Raw genomic sequence first — 17,212 nt, 5'->3', positions numbered from 1 at the left:
GATTTTCATCGGCTGGCCTTCGCCGTCAGCTGCTCCCGACAATAATCGGCAAACAGCTGCGCCGGTTTGGTCAGTTGTCCGCGTTTGAGCCACGCCGCCACCAGGCCTGACCCGGTGACGTCTTCGACGATGTCCACGCACACGACTTTCTTGCCGTCGTAGGTGCATTCCGAATGCGGGCGGGTGACCAGGATCGAGAAGCCGAAACCTTGGCCGACCATGCCGCGCACCATTTCGATTGATGGCGAACTGAACTCGATGCGTGGCGACAGGCCGAGTTCTTCGAACAGGCTGACGAAGTAGGTGCGGCTCGGTTGTACGTCGAGCAGGATCATCGGTTCCAGGCACAAGTCGCGCAGCGAAACCTGCTTGAGCTGGGCGAAGCGGTGATCGGCCGGGAGCAGGGCGTAAGGTCGTTGGGCCGGCATCAGCGGTTCGGTTTCGATGGTGGCGTCGAGGTCGTGCTTGTACAGGATTGCAAGATCGAAGGTGCCCGAGGTCAGGCCTTGCACCAGTTCCTGTTGTTCGCCGTCGCGGATGCGGATCTTCACCCCCGGATACAGCGCCGAGAAGCCGGCAATCAGTTGCGGCAGGTACAGCGGTGCCACCGTTTCAAAACAGCCGATATCGATCTGCCCGGCCACCACGTCGTTGTCGGCGAGGGCGTTCTGTTCGAACTCCTTGGCCATGCGCAGCAGTTCCTGAGCCTTGCGGAAGAACCGCGCACCGCTCGGCGTCAGGGACACGCCCTGGGCGTGATGGCGGATCAGCAGTTGCACGCCGAAGCTGTCTTCCAGCCCCTTGATCGCTGTGGAAATCGCCGGTTGCGCGATGTACAGCTTGCGCGACGCTTCGGCGACGCTGCCGCATTCGACGGTGGTGATGAAGTATTTCAACTGACGCAGGTTGTAAGCGGCCACGGTGAACCTCAAAGCGAACGGATTTCACATCCAAGCAATTTGTAAGCCGCCGGCCTCCGTTCTGTCGGCGGTTTTTTTGTCCCTGAACAATAGCCCCATACGCGCGCGAAGGGGCCATCGGCTGGTTACCTTTTTTATTGTCTGCGAAGACATTTTTACTGGTTTTAGCGCGCACGGGCCTGAGCGACTATCGACCCCGCACTGTTCTCAAAAGAATAAAAGTCCAAGGAGCAACCACCGTGTTCGAGCTTGCAGACTGGCAGCGCAAGGCCGCTGAATTGAGCTATCCGTACCAGGCCGTGATCGACGGCAAACTGCGTGCGGCGCAGTCGGGGCAGACCTTTGCCGCGATCAACCCGGCCACCGGCCAGCTGCTGGCAAACGTCGCCGCGTGTGGTGAAGAGGATGTTGACGCGGCGGTGCAGAATGCGCGACAGGTGTTCGAGGCCGGCACCTGGGCCGGGCGTTCACCGACCGAGCGCAAGCAAGTGCTGCTGCGGCTGGCGGATCTGATTCTGGCCAATCGCGAAGAACTGGCGCTGCTCGATTCGCTGAACATGGGCAAACCGGTGATGGACGCTTACAACATCGACGTGCCGGGCGCCGCCGGGGTGTTCCGCTGGTACGCCGAAAGCCTCGACAAGCTCTACGATCAGGTCGCGCCGAGCGCCTCGAACGTGCTGGCGACCATCACCCGCGAAGCGCTGGGCGTGGTCGCGGCTGTGGTGCCGTGGAACTTCCCGCTGGACATGGCCGCGTGGAAACTCGCCCCGGCGCTGGCGGCGGGCAATTCGGTGATTCTCAAACCCGCCGAGCAATCACCGTTCTCCGCGTTGCGTCTGGCCGAGCTGGCGCTGGAAGCCGGGTTGCCGGCCGGTGTGCTGAACGTGCTGCCGGGGCTCGGCGAACAGGCCGGCAAAGCCTTGGGCTTGCACCCGGATGTCGATTGTCTGGTGTTCACCGGCTCGACCCAGGTCGGCAAATATTTCATGCAGTACTCCGCGCAGTCGAACCTCAAGCAGGTGTGGCTGGAGTGCGGCGGCAAGAGCGCCAATCTGGTGTTCGCCGACTGCAAGGATCTGGATCTGGCGGCGCAGAAAGCCGCGTTCGGGATTTTCTTCAATCAGGGCGAAGTCTGCTCGGCCAACTCGCGGTTGCTGGTGGAGCGCTCGATTCATGATGAGTTCGTCGAACGACTGAAGGCCGAGGCCGAACGCTGGCAGCCGGGCGATCCGCTGGACCCGGCGAGTGCGGCCGGGGCGATTGTCGACACCCGTCAGACCGAAAGCGTTCTGCGCTTCATCCATCAGGCCGAACGCGAAGGCGCGACCCGCGTCTGTGGCGGCCGTCAATTGAGTTTCAACGGCTCGGACAACTTCGTTCAGCCGACGATTTTCACCGACGTGCAGCCGCACATGACCCTGTTTCGTGAAGAAGTGTTCGGCCCGGTGCTGGCGGTGATGCCGTTCGATGACGAGGCCCACGCCTTGCGATTGGCCAACGACAGCGTCTACGGTCTGGCGGCGTCGCTGTGGACCGATGATCTGCACCGCGCGCACCGGGTGGCGCGGCAATTGCGAGCCGGTACGGTGTCGGTCAACAGCGTCGATGCGCTGGACGTGACCGTGCCGTTCGGCGGCGGCAGACAATCCGGTTTCGGCCGCGATCTGTCGCTGCACTCGTTCGACAAATACACCCAGTTGAAAACCACCTGGTTTCAACTGCGCTCATGACAGCCGCTCACAACAAGAAAGGAGATCCGGCGATGACCACCTCACGTGAAACCCGCGACTACCAGGCCGCCGATGCAGCGCACCACATTCATGCGTTCGTCGACCAGAAGGCCCTCAACGACGAAGGCCCACGGGTGATGGTGCGCGGTGAGCGTCTGCATCTGTGGGACAACGACGGTCGGCGCTACCTCGACGGCATGTCCGGGCTGTGGTGCACCAACCTCGGTTACGGGCGCAAGGATCTGAACGCCGCGGCGAGTCGGCAACTGGAGCAGTTGCCGTACTACAACATGTTTTTCCACACCACCCACCCGCAGGTGATCGAGCTCTCCGAGCTGCTGTTCAGCCTGCTGCCGGGGCACTACAGCCACGCGATCTACACCAACTCCGGTTCCGAGGCCAACGAGGTGCTGATCCGTACCGTCCGCCGTTACTGGCAGGTGCTGGGCAAGTCCGAGAAGAAAATCATGATCGGCCGCTGGAACGGCTATCACGGTTCGACCCTGGCCGCGACGGCCCTCGGTGGCATGAAATTCATGCACGAAATGGGTGGGATGATTCCCGACATCGCGCACATCGACGAGCCGTACTTCTTCGCTCACGAAGGCAACCTGACGCCGGCTGAGTTCGGTCTGCGGGCTGCGCAGCAACTGGAAGCGAAGATCCTCGAACTGGGCGCCGACAAGGTCGCCGGATTCATCGCCGAACCGTTCCAGGGCGCGGGCGGGATGATCTTCCCGCCGGAAAGCTACTGGCCGGAAATCCAGCGCATCTGCCGCAAGTACGACGTGCTGTTGTGTGCCGATGAAGTGATCGGCGGCTTTGGTCGCACCGGCGAATGGTTCGCCCACGAATACTTCGGTTTCGAGCCGGACACCCTGTCCATCGCCAAGGGCCTGACCTCCGGTTACATCCCGATGGGTGGCCTGATCCTGTCGAAGAAAATGGCCGACGTGCTGGTGGAGCAGGGCGGTGTGTTCGCCCATGGTCTGACCTATTCCGGGCACCCGGTGGCGGCGGCTGTGGCGATTGCCAACCTCAAGGCATTGCGCGATGAAGGCGTGGTGACGCGGGTCAAGGATGACATCGGGCCGTACCTGCAACAGTGCCTGCGCGAGGTGTTCGGCAATCACCCGTTGGTGGGCGATATCCAGGGCACGGGCATGGTTGCGGCGTTGCAACTGGCCGAAGACAAGGCCACGCGCAAGCGCTTTGCCAATGAGAACGACATCGCCTGGCGCTGCCGCACGATCGGTTTTGAAGAGGGGGTGATCATTCGCTCGACACTGGGGCGGATGATCATGGCGCCGGCGTTGATTGCCAGTCGTGAAGAGATTGACGAGCTGGTGGGCAAGACGTTGAAAGCGCTGGATCGTACGGCGCAGGAATACGGCCGGCTCTAACTCCCCCGATCGCTCGTTCCGTGTCCTGATCGTTCCCACGTCGAGGCGTCGAACCGTCTGCGTGGGAATGCCTCAAGGGACGCTCCGCGTTCCAGCTCTCGAATGGGACGCAGCGCGTCCCGGGCTGCATTCCCACGCAGAGCGTGGGAACGATCTCCGCCAGACTTTTTCCCAATCTGCACCCACCTCGGGCACCCCCGCCCGACGCGCCCTTTCGCGGTGCGCACTACCCAGTTTTTTCATCGTTCGCGTCTAACTATTTCCTCGTTTTCCTGACGCCAAGCCTGGGTCAACATCGATTTCGCCAGCCAAGGCATTGCCCGCCAGAGTCCAGCAGAGACCGCAGCGTGCAATCGCGACACCACGGCTGGCCGTACTGCCCATGACAACTAAATCAACAGCGTTGGGAGTGCTCCATGAACAAGTCCTTGTTTACCCGTCTTGCAGGTCCTCTGGCGATTTCCGCCCTTTGCGTCACCGCCGCTCAGGCTGGCACCTTGTCGATCGGCCACACCACGTGGGTCGGTTACGGCACCCTGTATCTGGCTCAGGATCTGGGCTACTTCAAGGAAAACGGCCTGACCGTCGAATTGCCGGTGGTCGAAGAAGCGTCGATGTACATGGCCGCCCAGGCGTCCGGGCAATTGTCCGGCTCGGCCTCGACCATCGATGAAGTGCTGAAGTACCGCCCGCAGTTCTGCTTCAAGGCCGTGGCCGCGCTGGATGACAGCCATGGCGGCGACGGTGTGCTGGTCGGTAAAAACGTGAAGAGCCTGCAAGAACTCAAGGGCCAGGCCGTGGCCGTCAACGAAGGGTCGACCTCGCAGTTCTGGCTCTCGTACCTGTTGAAAAAGAACGGCATGAGCATGAGCGACATCACCGTGCAGAACATGACCGCCGACGATGCCGCCACCGCGTTCATCGCCGGTCGCGTGCCGGCCGCCGTAACGTGGGAGCCGCACCTGTCGATGGTGCGCGACAAGCAGCAGGGCAAGGTGCTGATCGACAGCAGCAGTACGCCGGGCGTGATCGTCGATGTGGTGGCGCTCAACTGCACGGTGATCGAGAAGCAGCCGGAAGATGTCAAGGCGCTGGTCGCCGGCCTCTATAAAGCGGTGCAGTTCACCAAGGACCATCCACAGCAAGCCTACGAAATCATGGCCAAGGGCGTCGGTGGTTACCTGTCTGATCCGAAGGAACTGGCCGCCGCTGCGCAAGGCGTGCGCTTCTACGATCAGGCCATGAGCGAAAAACTCCTTGGCTCGCCGGGCAAGCCGGGTGACAGCGCACCGCTGATCAAACTGGCCAACGAAACCGCCAGTGAATTGCAGGGCAAGCCCTACAACGTCAGCAATGACGATCTGGTGGATAACCGTTTCGTCAGCCCGCTCTAGGAGACTGCTCATGTTCAAGCGCAATTCATGGCTGAGCCGTTGCATCACGCCGAAGACCGGGTTGCCGGTGCCGGTGGTGTGGAGCGCCAGCGGTCTGGCCTGGGTGTTGCTGGTCGGCCTGTGGGCCGGGTTGTCTTATGGCGGCATCGTGCCGGGGATGTTCCTGCCGACGCCCGGCGCAGTGGTCGAAGCCGCCGTGCGCCTGAGCCGCGACGGCACCCTCGGCCAGCATGTGTGGGCCAGTGTCGAAGTGGTGATGGTCGGTTTCATTGTTTCGTCGCTGGTGGCGGTGCCGCTGGGCTTGCTGATGGGCAGCTTTCGCATCGTCCAGGCGTTCCTCGAACCGTTGGTGAATTTCATCCGCTACCTGCCGGTGACCTCGTTCGTGCCGCTGTTCATCCTCTGGATTGGTATCGGTCTGGAGCAGCGGGTTTCGGTGATCATTTTCGGCGTGTTCTTCCAGCAACTGGTGATGATCGCCGACGTGTCCAAAGGCATCTCCAAGGACTTGATCAACGCCTCCTACACCCTCGGCTCCAACCGGCGTGACGCGGTGCTGCATGTGATCGCCCCGGCGTCGTTGCCCGGCGTGCTCGACACCTTGCGGGTGACCATGGGCTGGGCCTGGACCTATCTGGTGGTCGCCGAACTGGTCGCCGCATCGAGCGGCCTTGGTTACTTGAGCCTCAAGGCCATGCGCGGCTTTCAGGTCGATGTGATTTTTCTCGCCATCGCGATCATCGGCCTGCTCGGCCTGGTCACCGATCAACTGTTCCGCTTCTTGCGTTTGAGGATTGCCGCATGGGCTCAGTAACCGCTGCCAACCGTCGTTTCATCGAGCCGGTCGCCGCACCGGCACACGCCGCGCCAAGGTTGCAGGTGGACAAGGTCAGCCTGCGCTACAGCAAACCCGGCGGCGGTACATTCACTGCGCTGGAAGAAGTGTCGTTCGAAGTGCCGGATCAGCAGTTCGCGGTACTGGTCGGGCCGTCGGGTTGCGGCAAGTCGAGCCTGTTGTACCTCACTGCCGGCCTGGCCGAGCCGACCTCTGGCGAAATCTACGTCGGCGGCCAGCAAGTGCAGGGCCCCGGCGCGGATCGCGGGATGGTGTTCCAGAGCTACACGCTGTTCCCGTGGCTGACCGTGCGGCAGAACGTCGAGTTCGGCCTCAAGCGCCGGGGCATGCCGGCGGCGCGGCGCAAGGAAATTGTCGATCACTATGTGCACGAAGTCGGCTTGTCCGGGTTCGCCGACAACTACGCCAAACAGTTATCCGGCGGCATGATGCAACGGGTGGCGATTGCCCGGGCATTGGCCAACGACCCGCAGATCCTGCTGATGGACGAACCCTTCGGCGCCCTCGACAGCCAGACCCGCCTGCAAATGCAGCAGCTGTTATTACGGGTGTGGGGCAACAGCAAGAAAACCGTGCTGTTCGTCACCCACGACATCGACGAGGCGATCCTGCTTGGCGACCGGGTGTACGTGATGGGCGCCAGGCCGGGGCGAATCAAGCAGATTCTCGATGTGCCGATCGAGCGTCCACGCACGCTGGATATGGTGATGGAGCGCTCGTTCATCGACATGAAACGGCAGATCTTCGGGCTGTTGCACGATGATCTCGAAGAGACTCATTGAGGTCAGTTGGGTGGCAGGAGGAACCGCGCAATGACCGGCAAATGATCGGAGATGCGCAACGTATCGTCCTGGCGCACCGTGGCTTCGACCCGTTTGATCTTCGGGCTGTAGAACAGGTAATCGACCGTGCGGTCCGGGCCGTTGAGGCCGGGGTCGTTGGGGTAATGGGTCAGCCATTTGGCGCGGTCGATGCCGCTGGCTTCGTTGTTGGTCGGGATCATCGGGTACTTGTCCCACAGCACATGCAGCGCACTGTCGGCGGAGTAAGGCGTGCGCTGCTCGGTGGGCAGGCGCCGGTACTGGCCGAGCGGCAGCAGATTGAAGTCGCCGCCGATCAGCCACGGCGTGCCGTGGCTTTCGTGTTTGTCGAGGACCTTGGCCACCGCTGTCACCTGCGCCTGCAAGGTGTCGTCCGGTTGGGTGGCGCGATCCAGATGGGTGTTGAACACCACCAGTTGCCCGCCATCGCTGAGCGGCAAAGTGGTGGCGAGCAGCGCATCTTTCGGCTGGAACTGACGGCTGATGAGGTTCGCCGGCTGCACCGGCAATTGCAGGCGCTCGGCGTGTTCGATGCGGTAGCGGCTGAGGGTGGCGAGTTGCCGGCCGACGCTGCCGAAGATGTGCGGTTCCGGGACGAAGTCGGCCTTCCAGTCAAAGGCGTGGGCGCTGCACGGATAGAGGTCGGTCAGGCGCTCCTGCAACAGCTTGAGTTGATTCTGATAGTCGCTGGCCTTGGCGCCGTCATCCAGTTCCTGCAACAGCACCACGTCGGGCTGTTCGTCGCGGATCACCCGCGCCACTTCATCGAGGCTGAACGCCATGTCTTCCGGGGTTGGGGCTTCGTCGTCGCCTTGCGCCAGGTCATTCCAGAACACGTAGCGCTTGCCGGCCAGGTATTGCACGTTCCAGGTCATGACCTTCAGGGCCTGGCCGGGCACCAGCGTTGGCGGTTGCCCGGAGCAGCTGACCGACAGGGTTTCCCGGGCGTCGGGGCGCCAGGTCAGGCTGTAGATCAGCGTGCCGATCAGGGCGAGGGCGAGCAGTACGGGCAACAGGATGTAGCGCAGTAGACGGGTCATGGCTCGGCTTATAGCGATACGGAAGTGGTCCCGAGCATACCCGAGACCCATCGATCAGCCCAAGCTCGGTGCAGTCAGACTAATCTGTCACGTTTGTCGGGCAATTCGCTGATCAGCATGAACAGGCGGAACAGCACCACGCTGGTGAACAGTTGCAGGAAGCTGTGACCGCTGTCGATCAGCACCGCAATCAACGGATTCTGCGGATCGGGATAGACCTGCAGGGTCAGGCCCTTGAGCAGCCACAGCGGCCCCATTACACACAGGATGCACACCAGAATCCGCAGAAAATGCCCGCGGCTCAGGCGCAGGCTTTCCTTCATCGCCTGCAACGGGCCGTAACCGCGCAGCACCAGCAGGTATTCGCCGAAGGCCAGAGTGACCATCAGCCACAGGCCTGGCAGGAAATACAGCGACAGCCCGAGCAGGATCAACAGCGTGTTCAGCGCAGTCAGCAGGGCAAAGCGCGGCCAAAGACGAGCGGCCATCGCCAGCAGATCGCGGGTTTGCGGGGATTCGCCGCGGGTGCGGGCATCGAGAAACAGAATCAGCGCGGCGGTGTACAACGGATACACCAGCAGGCCGACGATCACGCTGATGGCCGAGTAACCGTCCGGGTCGCTGGCATGGTCGACCACCTGTTGCAGCACGGCTTCGACAATCACCAGCGGCAGGCACAACTGGACGATCCGGCCCAGATTGCGTTTGAAAAAATACAGGGAGTCGCGCAGCACATCGAAGGCATTCATCAGTCGGTATCGCAGGTCAAAAACAGTGGCCCACTTTAACCGATGATCCGTTTCGCTGCGCAAACGTAAACGTTCGGTAAAGGTCATTGAAACATTCTGTCACTGCCTCCATTACAGTGGTGCACCTCCTCCGACGTGGACGAGGGCAACGTTATCCCCGGCAATCTACGAGGTCGCCATGAACAGCGAAGAACAAACCCTGATCGATGGACTGTTTTCCCGGCTGCAACAGGCCGAAACGGAGGCAGCCCCGCGCGACGCCCAGGCCGAGGCGCGGATCAAGGAACACCTGACGCGCCAGCCGGCCGCAGGTTATTTCATGACCCAGGCGATTCTGGTGCAGGAGGCTGCCCTCAAGAGCCTCGACGAACAGAACAAACAACTGACTCAACAGGTCAAGCAATTGCAGGCCGAACTGCAATCGGCCAAGGCGCAGAGCGCGCCGCCGGCCTCCAGCGGTGGTGGCTTCCTGTCGAGCATCTTCGGTGGCAGCAGCTCGCGCCCGGCGCCGACCCAGAGCGCCCCGGCCTCCACTGGCGGCTGGCGTGAGCCGGCACCGCAGCAGAGCTTCGGTGCGCCCGCGCCACAACAGAACTTCGGCGCGCCACCTCCGGGTTATGGCCAGCAACAAGCGGCCCCGGCAGCCGGCAGCAGCTTCCTCGGCGGCGCCCTGAAAACGGCGGCCGGTGTGGCCGGTGGCGTGATGCTGGCACAAGGCATCAGCAGCCTGTTCCATCACAACCAGCAGCCGGAAGAAATCGTCGAAGTCATCAAGGAAGAGCCGGCTCAGGTCAACGACCAGAGCAACAACGGCTGGGGCGATGACCAGCGCATGGCCAACAACGACTCCTACGGTAATGACCAGGGCGGCTTTGCCGACACCGACTACAGCGACAACAACTCATCGTTCTTCGATGACGACGATTCCTTCGTCTGATTCGCCATTCGTCCGGGGCGCCTGATCGCCCCGGGCCGATTATTCGCGGAACCTTCCTTCGGGCTGGCATACTGAGCGCCTTTTTCGGGCCAGGTGCCTGATCCGGCTCATGCGCGTCAGCGCTCACAGGAACTCCGGTGAAAAAAATCGCAGTGTTCGCCGATGTGCAGAACCTCTACTACACCGTGCGTCAGGCCTATGGTTGCCACTTCAACTACGCGGCGCTGTGGGCGGATGTCAGCCAGCACGGGCAGATCGTCGAGGCCTACGCCTATGCGATCGACCGGGGCGACAGCAAACAGCAGCAGTTCCAGCAGATCCTGCGCAACCTCGGTTTCACCGTCAAACTCAAACCCTACATCCAGCGCAGCGACGGCTCGGCCAAGGGCGACTGGGACGTGGGCATCACCCTCGACATCATGGACGCCGCCGACCACGTCGACGAAATCGTCCTGGCCTCCGGTGATGGCGACTTCGACATGCTGCTCGAACGCATCATCAACAAGCACGGCGTGCAAGCGGTGGCCTACGGTGTTCCCGGCCTGACCGCCAACTCGCTGATCCGTGCCGCCAGCCGTTATGTGCCGATCGAAGGCGCACTGTTGCTCAAGAATTGAACGGAGTTGAACCCGGTTTGGAACGCATTGCAGTCATCGACTTTGAAACCACCGGCATCTCGCCGAGCAGCAGCTGCCGGGCCACGGAAATCGCCGTGGTCATGCTGGAAAACGGCCGCATCGTCGAGCGTTACCAGAGCCTGATGAACGCCGGCGTCCGCGTCCCGGCCTTCATCGAACAACTCACCGGCATCAGCAACGCCATGCTGCGCACTGCGCCTTCGGCCGAACAGGTGATGAACGAAGTCAACGAATTCGTCGGCTGCACGCCCCTGCTGGCACACAACGCAGCCTTCGACCAGAAGTTCTGGGACTTCGAACTGGGCCGGATCAAACGCACCCGTTTGCAGAACTTTGCCTGCTCGCTGCTGCTGGCCCGCCGCCTGATGCCGGCGGCGCCGAACCACAAGCTCGGTACGCTCACCACCTTCGCCCAGTTGCCGCATACCGGCCAGGCGCACCGGGCGATGGCGGATGCGGAGATGGCGGCGAATTTGCTGGCGCATCTGGCGGATGAGTTGCGGGACAAGCACGGCGTGCGCGAGCTATCGCACGACCTGCTGTGCAAGTTGCAGAAAGTCCCGGCCGCTAAAGTCGGCGAGCACTTAGAGCGTTATCGCTGAATTCCGGCCCCGGTTGATCGTTTGATCGTTCCCACGCTCCGCGTGGGAATGCAGCCCGGGACGCTCCGCGTCCCAGCTCTCGAGCGGGACGGGAAGGTTACTTGCCGTTGCCTTCGATATGCCCCAACGGCACCCGCTTCTCTATCGCACTCGATAACACGATCGACGTCTTGCTGAACCCGAATTTCGCCACCCGGTTGATCAGCTCTTCCAGCTCGGTCATCGAGCCCACGGCTGCCTGCATGATCACGCACGGGTCGCCGGTGACGCGGTGGCATTCGGTGAGTTGCGGAATTCTGATCAGTTCGTCGTACACCTTCGGGTTGCCGTGCTGGTTCAGGCGCAGTTCGATGACGCACTGGATCGGCAGGCCGAGTTTGGCCATGTCGACTTTGGCCGAGTAGCCGGTGATGACGCCGCTGGCCTCGAGTTTGGCCACGCGTTCGGCGACGGCGGGGGCGGAGAGGTTCACTTTGCGGGCGAGGTCGGCGTAGGACGCGCGACCGTTTTCGAGCAGGGCGCTGAGCAGCATGCGGTCGTATTTGTCCAAGGTCGGACTCCTGAAAATGCCAGACTTTCGAAATCGCGGTTTTGACCGTCGATCTCCGTGTTTTCAAAAGTGTACCGGCGCTATAAACAGGTTTTGTAACTTATTTTTAGCGGTTGGCCTTTCTAGAATAATCAATCCCCTGAGTCTGACTTTCGAGCTGCCCATGTCTGCCTTGCGCCGTTTTTCCTTGCCCTTGATCGCTGCGTTTTTTGCGTTGTACGTGATTTGGGGATCGACCTATCTGGTGATCCGCATCGGCGTCGAGTACTGGCCGCCGCTGATGCTCGGTGGCGTGCGCTTCGTGATTGCCGGCACGCTGATGTACGCGTTCCTGCGCTGGCGCGGGGCACCGGCGCCGACCTGGGCGCAGTGGAAGGCGGCGGGGATCATCGGGATTCTGTTGCTCAGCTTCGGCAACGGCGCGGTGACTTTGGCCGAGCACAGCGGCGTGGCGTCGGGTGTTGCCGCGCTGGCGGTAGCGACGGTGCCGCTGTTTACCTTGCTCTGCGGTTATTTCTGGGGCGCGCGCAACACTCGCCTGGAGTGGGCCGGGGTGGTGATGGGGATTATCGGTATCGCGATGCTCAACATGGGCTCCAACCTGCAATCGAGTCCACTGGGCGCGGCGTTGCTGATTTTCGCGGCAGCGAGCTGGGCGTTCGGTTCGGTGTGGAGCAAACACTTGCCGCTGCCTCAGGGCGCAATGGCCAGTGCCGTGGAAATGCTGGTCGGTGGGGCGGTGTTGCTGATCGGCAGCGCGGCCAGCGGTGAACACCTGCAGGCCATGCCGCCGCTGGAAGGCTGGCTGGCGCTGGCGTACCTGATCTTCTTCGGCTCGATCATCGCCTTCAACGCTTACATGTATCTGTTGAAAAACGTTCGCCCGGCGGCTGCCACCAGTTATGCCTATGTGAACCCGGCGGTGGCGGTGTTGTTGGGGATCGTGTTTGTCGGCGAGACCATCGGGATCGAAGAGGCGCTGGCGATGCTGGTGATCATCGGCGCTGTGGTGCTGATCGGTCTGCCACAGTGGCGCCGTCCACGGCAGCTGCCGGTGGTCAGCGAGCCGGCTGCCATAGCGACGGAGCAGCGTGCGAATTAGGGTAAACTGCGCGCCATCGCACACTTTGCTCTGATTTTTCCTACGGTACTCCCATGACTTTCGCCACCCTTGGCCTGATCGAACCCTTGCTGCGCTCCCTTGAGAAGCTCGGCTACCAGACCCCGACGCCGGTGCAGGCGCAAGCCATTCCGGCCGTGCTGGCCGGTCGCGACCTGATGGCTGCGGCCCAGACCGGCACCGGCAAGACCGCCGGTTTCGCTTTGCCGCTGCTGCAACTGCTGGCGATGGAAGGGCCGAAAGTCACCGCCAACTCGGTGCGTGCGCTGATTCTGGTGCCGACCCGCGAGCTGGCCGAGCAAGTCCACGAGGCCGTGCGCCAGTACGCCGAAAACCTGCCATTGCGCACTTACGCGGTGTACGGCGGCGTCAGCATCAACCCGCAGATGATGAAGCTGCGCGGCGGCGTCGATCTGCTGGTCGCGACCCCGGGCCGTCTGCTCGACCTGTTCCGCCAGAACGCGCTGAAGTTCAACCAGCTGCAAACTCTGGTGCTGGACGAAGCCGACCGCATGCTCGACCTGGGCTTTTCCGAAGAGCTGGCGAACATTTATCGCGCGCTGCCGAAGAAGCGGCAGACGCTGCTGTTCTCCGCGACCTTCTCCGATGACATCCGCCTGCTGGCCGGGCAGATGCTCAACGATCCGCAGAGCATCGAAGTCAGCCCGCGCAACGTCGCCGCCAACACCGTCAAGCAGTGGGTGGTGACGGTGGACAAGAAGCGCAAGCCGGAACTATTCGTGCACCTGATGCGCAAGAACAAGTGGAAGCAGGTGCTGGTGTTCGCCAAGACCCGTAATGGTGTGGACGCGCTGGTCGAGAAGCTCCAGGGCCTGGGCGTGAACGCCGACGGCATCCACGGCGACAAGCCGCAAGCGACCCGGCAGCGGGCGCTGGACCGTTTCAAGCTGAGCGAAGTGCAGATTCTGGTGGCCACCGACGTGGCGGCCCGTGGTCTGGATATCGAAGACCTGCCGCTGGTGGTCAACTTCGATCTGCCGATCGTTGCCGAGGATTACATTCACCGCATCGGCCGGACTGGCCGCGCGGGTTCGACCGGTGAGGCGATTTCGCTGGTGTGCGCTGATGAAGTGAACATGTTGTCGGCGATTGAAATGCTGACCCGCAGCACGTTGAAGCGCGAGGTTGAGCCGGATTTCGTGCCCGAGCACCGTGTGCCGGACACCGATGCCAGCGGGCAGGTGATCAAGAAGCCGAAGAAACCGAAAAAGCCCAAGGCTTCCGGTGGTGGCGGTGGCAAGCGCAATCTGGGCAAGTGGGTGGACAGCGGCGAGACTCAGGCGCCGGAGCCTTCGATCAAGCCTGTGCGTAAGGTGCCGGTGTTCAATACCGGGCCGCGTAAGCGTAAGCCATAAGGGCAGCGGCGAGTTTCAAGCTGCAAGCTACGAGTTAAGGGCGGTTTGTCGTTAGCTTTTGGCTTGTAGCTTGCCGCTGTTGTTGAGCCACTTCAGCATTCCAGCTCCGGCCGCCCGGCCGCTGGCAAAACACGCCGTCAGTAGATAACCCCCAGTCGGCGCTTCCCAATCCAGCATCTCCCCCGCACAAAACACCCCCGGCAACGCCTTGAGCATCATCCGCTCATCCATCGCCTCAAACGTCACGCCACCGGCACTGCTGATCGCTTCATCCAGTGGTCGGGTTTTCACCAGCGTCAGCGGCAAGGCCTTGATCGCTCCAGCCAACAGTGCCGGATCAGCAAACGTCGTCGCATCAGTGAGCTCTCGCAATAGCGCCGCTTTCAACCCATCAATCCCGACCTGACTGTGCAGATGCTTGGCCATCGAGCGCGAACCCCGTGGTTTGCTCAGTGCCGCCTGCAATTTATCCACAGGACGGCCGGGCAGCAGGTCGATGTGAATGGTCGCCGCACCGTGCACATTGATCGCCTCACGAATCGGCGCCGACAGCGCGTAGATCAAACTGCCCTCGATGCCGGTTGCGGTAATCACGCATTCACCCAAACGCGGAACGTCGTCATTCAAACCAATGGCGATATTTTTCAGCGGCGCGCCGGCGAATTTGCTGACCATCAATTCGCTCCAGGCCTGCACCTCGAAGCCGCAATTGCTCGGCTGCAACGGCGCCAGTCCTACACCGCGTTGTTCCAGCGGCAGCATCCACGCGCCGTCGGAGCCCAGTCGCGACCAACTGCCGCCGCCGAGGGCGAGCAGGGTGGCGTCGGGGGAAAGGGTTTTCTCGCCATCGGGGCTGTCGATGCGCAGCGCGCCGTTTTCGTCCCAGCCGAGCCAGCGGTGGCGGGTGTGGATAACCACGCCGCTGTCGCGCAGGCGCTTGAGCCAGGCGCGCAGCAATGGCGCGGCTTTCATGTCGGTGGGGAACACCCGGCCGGAGCTGCCGATAAAGGTTTCGATGCCCAACTCGTGAATCCAGCGGCACAGTGCGTCGGCGTCGAACGCGCGCAGCAGCGGGGCGATGTTCGGGGCGCGTTCGGCGTAGCGCGAGAGGAAGGCCGGCCAGGCTTCGGAATGGGTGATGTTCATGCCGCCGACCCCGGCCAGCAGGAACTTGCGGCCTACCGAGGGCATTCCGTCGTACAGATCGACCCGGACTCCGGCCTGGCTCAGCACTTCGGCGGCCATCAGGCCGGCGGGGCCACCGCCGATGATGGCGACGTGAGCGGGAAGGGCGGCGGAAGTCTGGGTCATGGCAGCGGCAATAGCGTGGCGGAATAAGCCGCGCATTCTAGCAGCAGCGGCCATCGTCAGACCTGATCAAAAAACAACCAGCGCGCTGCAGGCCATGTTCAGCATGAGCTGTAGTCCCTTTCGCTCAGGTTATCCACAGGCCGTTCCACAGCCATTGTGGGTAACGCAGCACAACTCAATGACAACCCGATGACTGCCAGACGCGCTGCGCACTGTGATGCAGGATGCCGTGGCGGCGGGCGAGGGCGTGGCGATCCTTGCTGTAACCGCCGCCGATCACCCCGACCACCGGGATGTCGCGGCCCAGGCAGTGGCGCATCACGCTTTCGTCGCGGGCGGCGAGGCCTTCGTCGGTCAGTTGCAGATAACCGAGGGCGTCGTCCTTGTGCACGTCGACGCCGGCGTCGTACAGCACCAGATCCGGCTGATACAGCGGCAGCAGATAGTTGAGCGCGTCATCGACAACCTTCAAGTAGTCGGCGTCGCCCATGCCGTTGGGCAGCGGAATGTCCCAGTCGCTTTCGGCCTTGCGTGCAGGAAAGTTCTTTTCGCAGTGCAGGGAAACGGTGATCGCTTCCGGGGTGTTGTGCAGAATCCGCGCAGTGCCGTCGCCCTGATGCACGTCGCAGTCGAAGATCAGCACCCGGTTCACTCGGCCGCTTTGCAGCAGGTAGTGGCTGATGATCGCCAGGTCATTGAAGATGCAGAAGCCGGCGGGGTAGTCGTAGTGGGCGTGATGGGTGCCGCCGGCCAGGTGACAGGCCAGGCCATGTTCCAGCGCTTTTTCCGCTGCCAGAATCGAACCGCCGACCGCCCGCACGGTGCGTCGCGCCAGCGCTTCGTTCCACGGCAGACCGAGGCGCCGCTGGTCTTCGCGGGACAACTCGCCGCTCATGTAGCGTTCGATATAACCGCGGTCATGGGCCAGGGCGAGAATGTCGGCAGGGCACAGCTCGGGGCGCAGCAGGTCTTCGTCGCGGGTCAGGCCGCTGTCCACCAGGTGATCGCGCAGCAGGCGGAACTTGTCCATGGGGAAGCGGTGATCCGCCGGAAATTCCGGGCTGTAGTCTTCGTGGTAGATCAGCGGCAACGGCATGGTGGACTATTCATAAAGGCTGCAGGAAAGAGTGCAAAGCCTAACAGCGATGTAGACTGACGGCATCAAGCGGAGGGGCGGGATGGAACCGATACTGGAGCTGCAAAGCGCAAGGCTGCTGATGCGCCAATGGCAGGACGAGGATTTGCCGGCGTTCGCGGCGATGTGCGCCGATCCGCAGGTGATGCGCTACTTCCCCGCGCCCTTGAGCCGGCTGGAAAGCGCCGCGCTGATCGGTCGGGTGCGCGGGCATTTTGCCGAGCACGGTTACGGCCTGTGGGCGCTGGAGCGCAAGGACAGTGGCGAGTTCATCGGTTTTACCGGGCTCGGCGTAGTCGGCTTCGATGCGCCGTTCACCCCGGCGGTGGAAATCGGCTGGCGGCTGGCCAAGGAACATTGGGGCCTGGGTTATGCCAGCGAAGCGGCGTGGACTGCACTGCGCTGCGGCTTTGACCGTTTGTCCCTGAAGGAGATCGTGTCCTTCACCGCGCAGAGCAATCTGCCGTCGGAAAAAGTGATGCAGGCGATCGGCATGCATCACGATCCAGCCGACGATTTTGATCACCCGAAACTGGCGGTCGACCATCCGTTGCGTCGACATGTGTTGTACCGCATCACCCGGGAGCAATGGCTGCAGACCCTGCATGGCTAAGCCGACACGGACGT

General features: G+C 62.3%; 17 protein-coding genes. 11 read left to right on the top strand and 6 right to left on the bottom strand.

Translation table 11 applies throughout. From position 1 onward, the window contains the following. Positions 1-5: 5 nt before the first annotated feature. Positions 6-920 carry a LysR family transcriptional regulator gene (locus BMZ46_RS26290; protein ID WP_007958716.1) on the bottom strand — a complete coding sequence of 305 codons (915 nt, stop codon included), beginning with the start codon at positions 918-920 and terminating at the stop codon, positions 6-8. A 239-nt stretch (positions 921-1,159) separates the two neighbouring features. Here BMZ46_RS26290 and BMZ46_RS26285 point away from each other — a divergent pair, with 239 nt between their 5' ends. The 5 genes from BMZ46_RS26285 to BMZ46_RS26265 all read left to right on the top strand — a co-directional run bounded on the left by BMZ46_RS26285 (position 1,160) and on the right by BMZ46_RS26265 (position 7,088). Continuing rightward, positions 1,160-2,653 (top strand): aldehyde dehydrogenase, encoded by a 1,494-nt coding sequence (locus BMZ46_RS26285; protein ID WP_074691551.1) that lies wholly within the window; start codon positions 1,160-1,162, stop codon positions 2,651-2,653. Positions 2,654-2,685: 32 nt separating this feature from the next. Then, a complete protein-coding gene (locus BMZ46_RS26280; RefSeq protein ID WP_074691549.1) occupies positions 2,686-4,056 on the top strand; it encodes an aspartate aminotransferase family protein in 1,371 nt (456 codons plus the stop codon). A 416-nt stretch (positions 4,057-4,472) separates the two neighbouring features. Beyond that, complete coding sequence (locus tag BMZ46_RS26275; protein WP_074691547.1) at positions 4,473-5,450, top strand: ABC transporter substrate-binding protein; 978 nt, start codon at positions 4,473-4,475, stop codon at positions 5,448-5,450. 10 nt (positions 5,451-5,460) lie between these two features. Next, positions 5,461-6,264, top strand: a complete 804-nt coding sequence (locus BMZ46_RS26270; protein WP_007958721.1) for an ABC transporter permease — start codon at positions 5,461-5,463, stop codon at positions 6,262-6,264. Beyond that, positions 6,252-7,088 (top strand): ABC transporter ATP-binding protein, encoded by an 837-nt coding sequence (locus BMZ46_RS26265; RefSeq protein WP_074691545.1) that lies wholly within the window; start codon positions 6,252-6,254, stop codon positions 7,086-7,088. The genes BMZ46_RS26270 and BMZ46_RS26265 overlap by 13 nt, the downstream gene beginning before the upstream one ends. A 2-nt stretch (positions 7,089-7,090) precedes the next feature. On the opposite strand, the gene BMZ46_RS26260 is transcribed toward BMZ46_RS26265, so the two are convergent. Together BMZ46_RS26260 and BMZ46_RS26255 are read right to left on the bottom strand one after the other, a co-directional pair. Further along, the gene (locus tag BMZ46_RS26260; protein WP_074691544.1) at positions 7,091-8,167 is read right to left on the bottom strand and encodes an endonuclease/exonuclease/phosphatase family protein; all 1,077 of its coding nucleotides are present in this window, start codon (positions 8,165-8,167) and stop codon (positions 7,091-7,093) included. 74 nt (positions 8,168-8,241) lie between these two features. After that, complete coding sequence (locus tag BMZ46_RS26255) at positions 8,242-8,916, bottom strand: YciC family protein (protein ID WP_074691686.1); 675 nt, start codon at positions 8,914-8,916, stop codon at positions 8,242-8,244. A 178-nt stretch (positions 8,917-9,094) separates the two neighbouring features. On the opposite strand from BMZ46_RS26255, the gene BMZ46_RS26250 reads away from it, so the two are divergent. From BMZ46_RS26250 to BMZ46_RS26240, 3 genes are all read left to right on the top strand, one after another. Then, positions 9,095-9,853, top strand: a complete 759-nt coding sequence (locus BMZ46_RS26250; protein ID WP_074691543.1) for a DUF2076 domain-containing protein — start codon at positions 9,095-9,097, stop codon at positions 9,851-9,853. Between the two features lie 137 nt (positions 9,854-9,990). Next, on the top strand, positions 9,991-10,470 hold the full coding sequence (locus BMZ46_RS26245) for an NYN domain-containing protein (RefSeq protein WP_007958730.1): 480 nt from the start codon (positions 9,991-9,993) through the stop codon (positions 10,468-10,470). 17 nt (positions 10,471-10,487) lie between these two features. Then, the gene (locus BMZ46_RS26240; RefSeq protein WP_074691541.1) at positions 10,488-11,093 is read left to right on the top strand and encodes a 3'-5' exonuclease; all 606 of its coding nucleotides are present in this window, start codon (positions 10,488-10,490) and stop codon (positions 11,091-11,093) included. Positions 11,094-11,190: 97 nt separating this feature from the next. Here the strand turns inward: BMZ46_RS26240 and BMZ46_RS26235 are convergent, their stop codons facing one another. After that, positions 11,191-11,643, bottom strand: a complete 453-nt coding sequence (locus tag BMZ46_RS26235; protein ID WP_039771800.1) for an Lrp/AsnC family transcriptional regulator — start codon at positions 11,641-11,643, stop codon at positions 11,191-11,193. A gap of 163 nt (positions 11,644-11,806) precedes the next feature. On the opposite strand from BMZ46_RS26235, the gene yedA reads away from it, so the two are divergent. Then, complete coding sequence (yedA, locus tag BMZ46_RS26230; RefSeq protein WP_074691539.1) at positions 11,807-12,745, top strand: drug/metabolite exporter YedA; 939 nt, start codon at positions 11,807-11,809, stop codon at positions 12,743-12,745. Between the two features lie 53 nt (positions 12,746-12,798). Beyond that, entirely contained in the window at positions 12,799-14,139 is a 1,341-nt protein-coding gene (locus BMZ46_RS26225; protein WP_007958742.1) for an RNA helicase RhlE1, read from the top strand. A 51-nt stretch (positions 14,140-14,190) separates the two neighbouring features. Here BMZ46_RS26225 and BMZ46_RS26220 read toward each other — a convergent pair whose 3' ends face one another. Both BMZ46_RS26220 and BMZ46_RS26215 read right to left on the bottom strand, forming a co-directional pair. Then, positions 14,191-15,450 (bottom strand): TIGR03862 family flavoprotein, encoded by a 1,260-nt coding sequence (locus BMZ46_RS26220; protein ID WP_074691537.1) that lies wholly within the window; start codon positions 15,448-15,450, stop codon positions 14,191-14,193. A 175-nt stretch (positions 15,451-15,625) separates the two neighbouring features. After that, positions 15,626-16,546, bottom strand: coding sequence for a histone deacetylase family protein (locus BMZ46_RS26215; RefSeq protein WP_074691535.1), 921 nt, complete (start codon positions 16,544-16,546; stop codon positions 15,626-15,628). Between the two features lie 82 nt (positions 16,547-16,628). Here BMZ46_RS26215 and BMZ46_RS26210 point away from each other — a divergent pair, with 82 nt between their 5' ends. After that, positions 16,629-17,198, top strand: a complete 570-nt coding sequence (locus BMZ46_RS26210) for a GNAT family N-acetyltransferase (protein ID WP_074691533.1) — start codon at positions 16,629-16,631, stop codon at positions 17,196-17,198. Positions 17,199-17,212: the final 14 nt, after the last annotated feature.

Source organism: Pseudomonas sp. NFIX49 (assembly GCF_900115915.1).
GTDB lineage: Bacteria > Pseudomonadota > Gammaproteobacteria > Pseudomonadales > Pseudomonadaceae > Aquipseudomonas > Aquipseudomonas pharyngis.
This window is presented reverse-complemented; position numbering and strand designations above follow the sequence as displayed.

Excerpts from the sequence above, each read along its gene's own strand:
- BMZ46_RS26275 (WP_074691547.1), top strand. The coding sequence starts at position 4,473 with ATGAACAAGTCCTTGTTTACCCGTCTTGCAGGTCCTCTGGCGATTTCC.
- BMZ46_RS26210 (WP_074691533.1), top strand. The coding sequence starts at position 16,629 with ATGGAACCGATACTGGAGCTGCAAAGCGCAAGGCTGCTGATGCGCCAA.
- BMZ46_RS26225 (WP_007958742.1), top strand. The coding sequence starts at position 12,799 with ATGACTTTCGCCACCCTTGGCCTGATCGAACCCTTGCTGCGCTCCCTT.
- BMZ46_RS26215 (WP_074691535.1), bottom strand. The coding sequence starts at position 16,546 with ATGCCGTTGCCGCTGATCTACCACGAAGACTACAGCCCGGAATTTCCG.
- BMZ46_RS26260 (WP_074691544.1), bottom strand. The coding sequence starts at position 8,167 with ATGACCCGTCTACTGCGCTACATCCTGTTGCCCGTACTGCTCGCCCTC.
- BMZ46_RS26255 (WP_074691686.1), bottom strand. The coding sequence starts at position 8,916 with ATGAATGCCTTCGATGTGCTGCGCGACTCCCTGTATTTTTTCAAACGC.
- BMZ46_RS26265 (WP_074691545.1), top strand. The coding sequence starts at position 6,252 with ATGGGCTCAGTAACCGCTGCCAACCGTCGTTTCATCGAGCCGGTCGCC.
- BMZ46_RS26220 (WP_074691537.1), bottom strand. The coding sequence starts at position 15,450 with ATGACCCAGACTTCCGCCGCCCTTCCCGCTCACGTCGCCATCATCGGC.
- BMZ46_RS26250 (WP_074691543.1), top strand. The coding sequence starts at position 9,095 with ATGAACAGCGAAGAACAAACCCTGATCGATGGACTGTTTTCCCGGCTG.
- BMZ46_RS26280 (WP_074691549.1), top strand. The coding sequence starts at position 2,686 with ATGACCACCTCACGTGAAACCCGCGACTACCAGGCCGCCGATGCAGCG.
- yedA (WP_074691539.1), top strand. The coding sequence starts at position 11,807 with ATGTCTGCCTTGCGCCGTTTTTCCTTGCCCTTGATCGCTGCGTTTTTT.
- BMZ46_RS26270 (WP_007958721.1), top strand. The coding sequence starts at position 5,461 with ATGTTCAAGCGCAATTCATGGCTGAGCCGTTGCATCACGCCGAAGACC.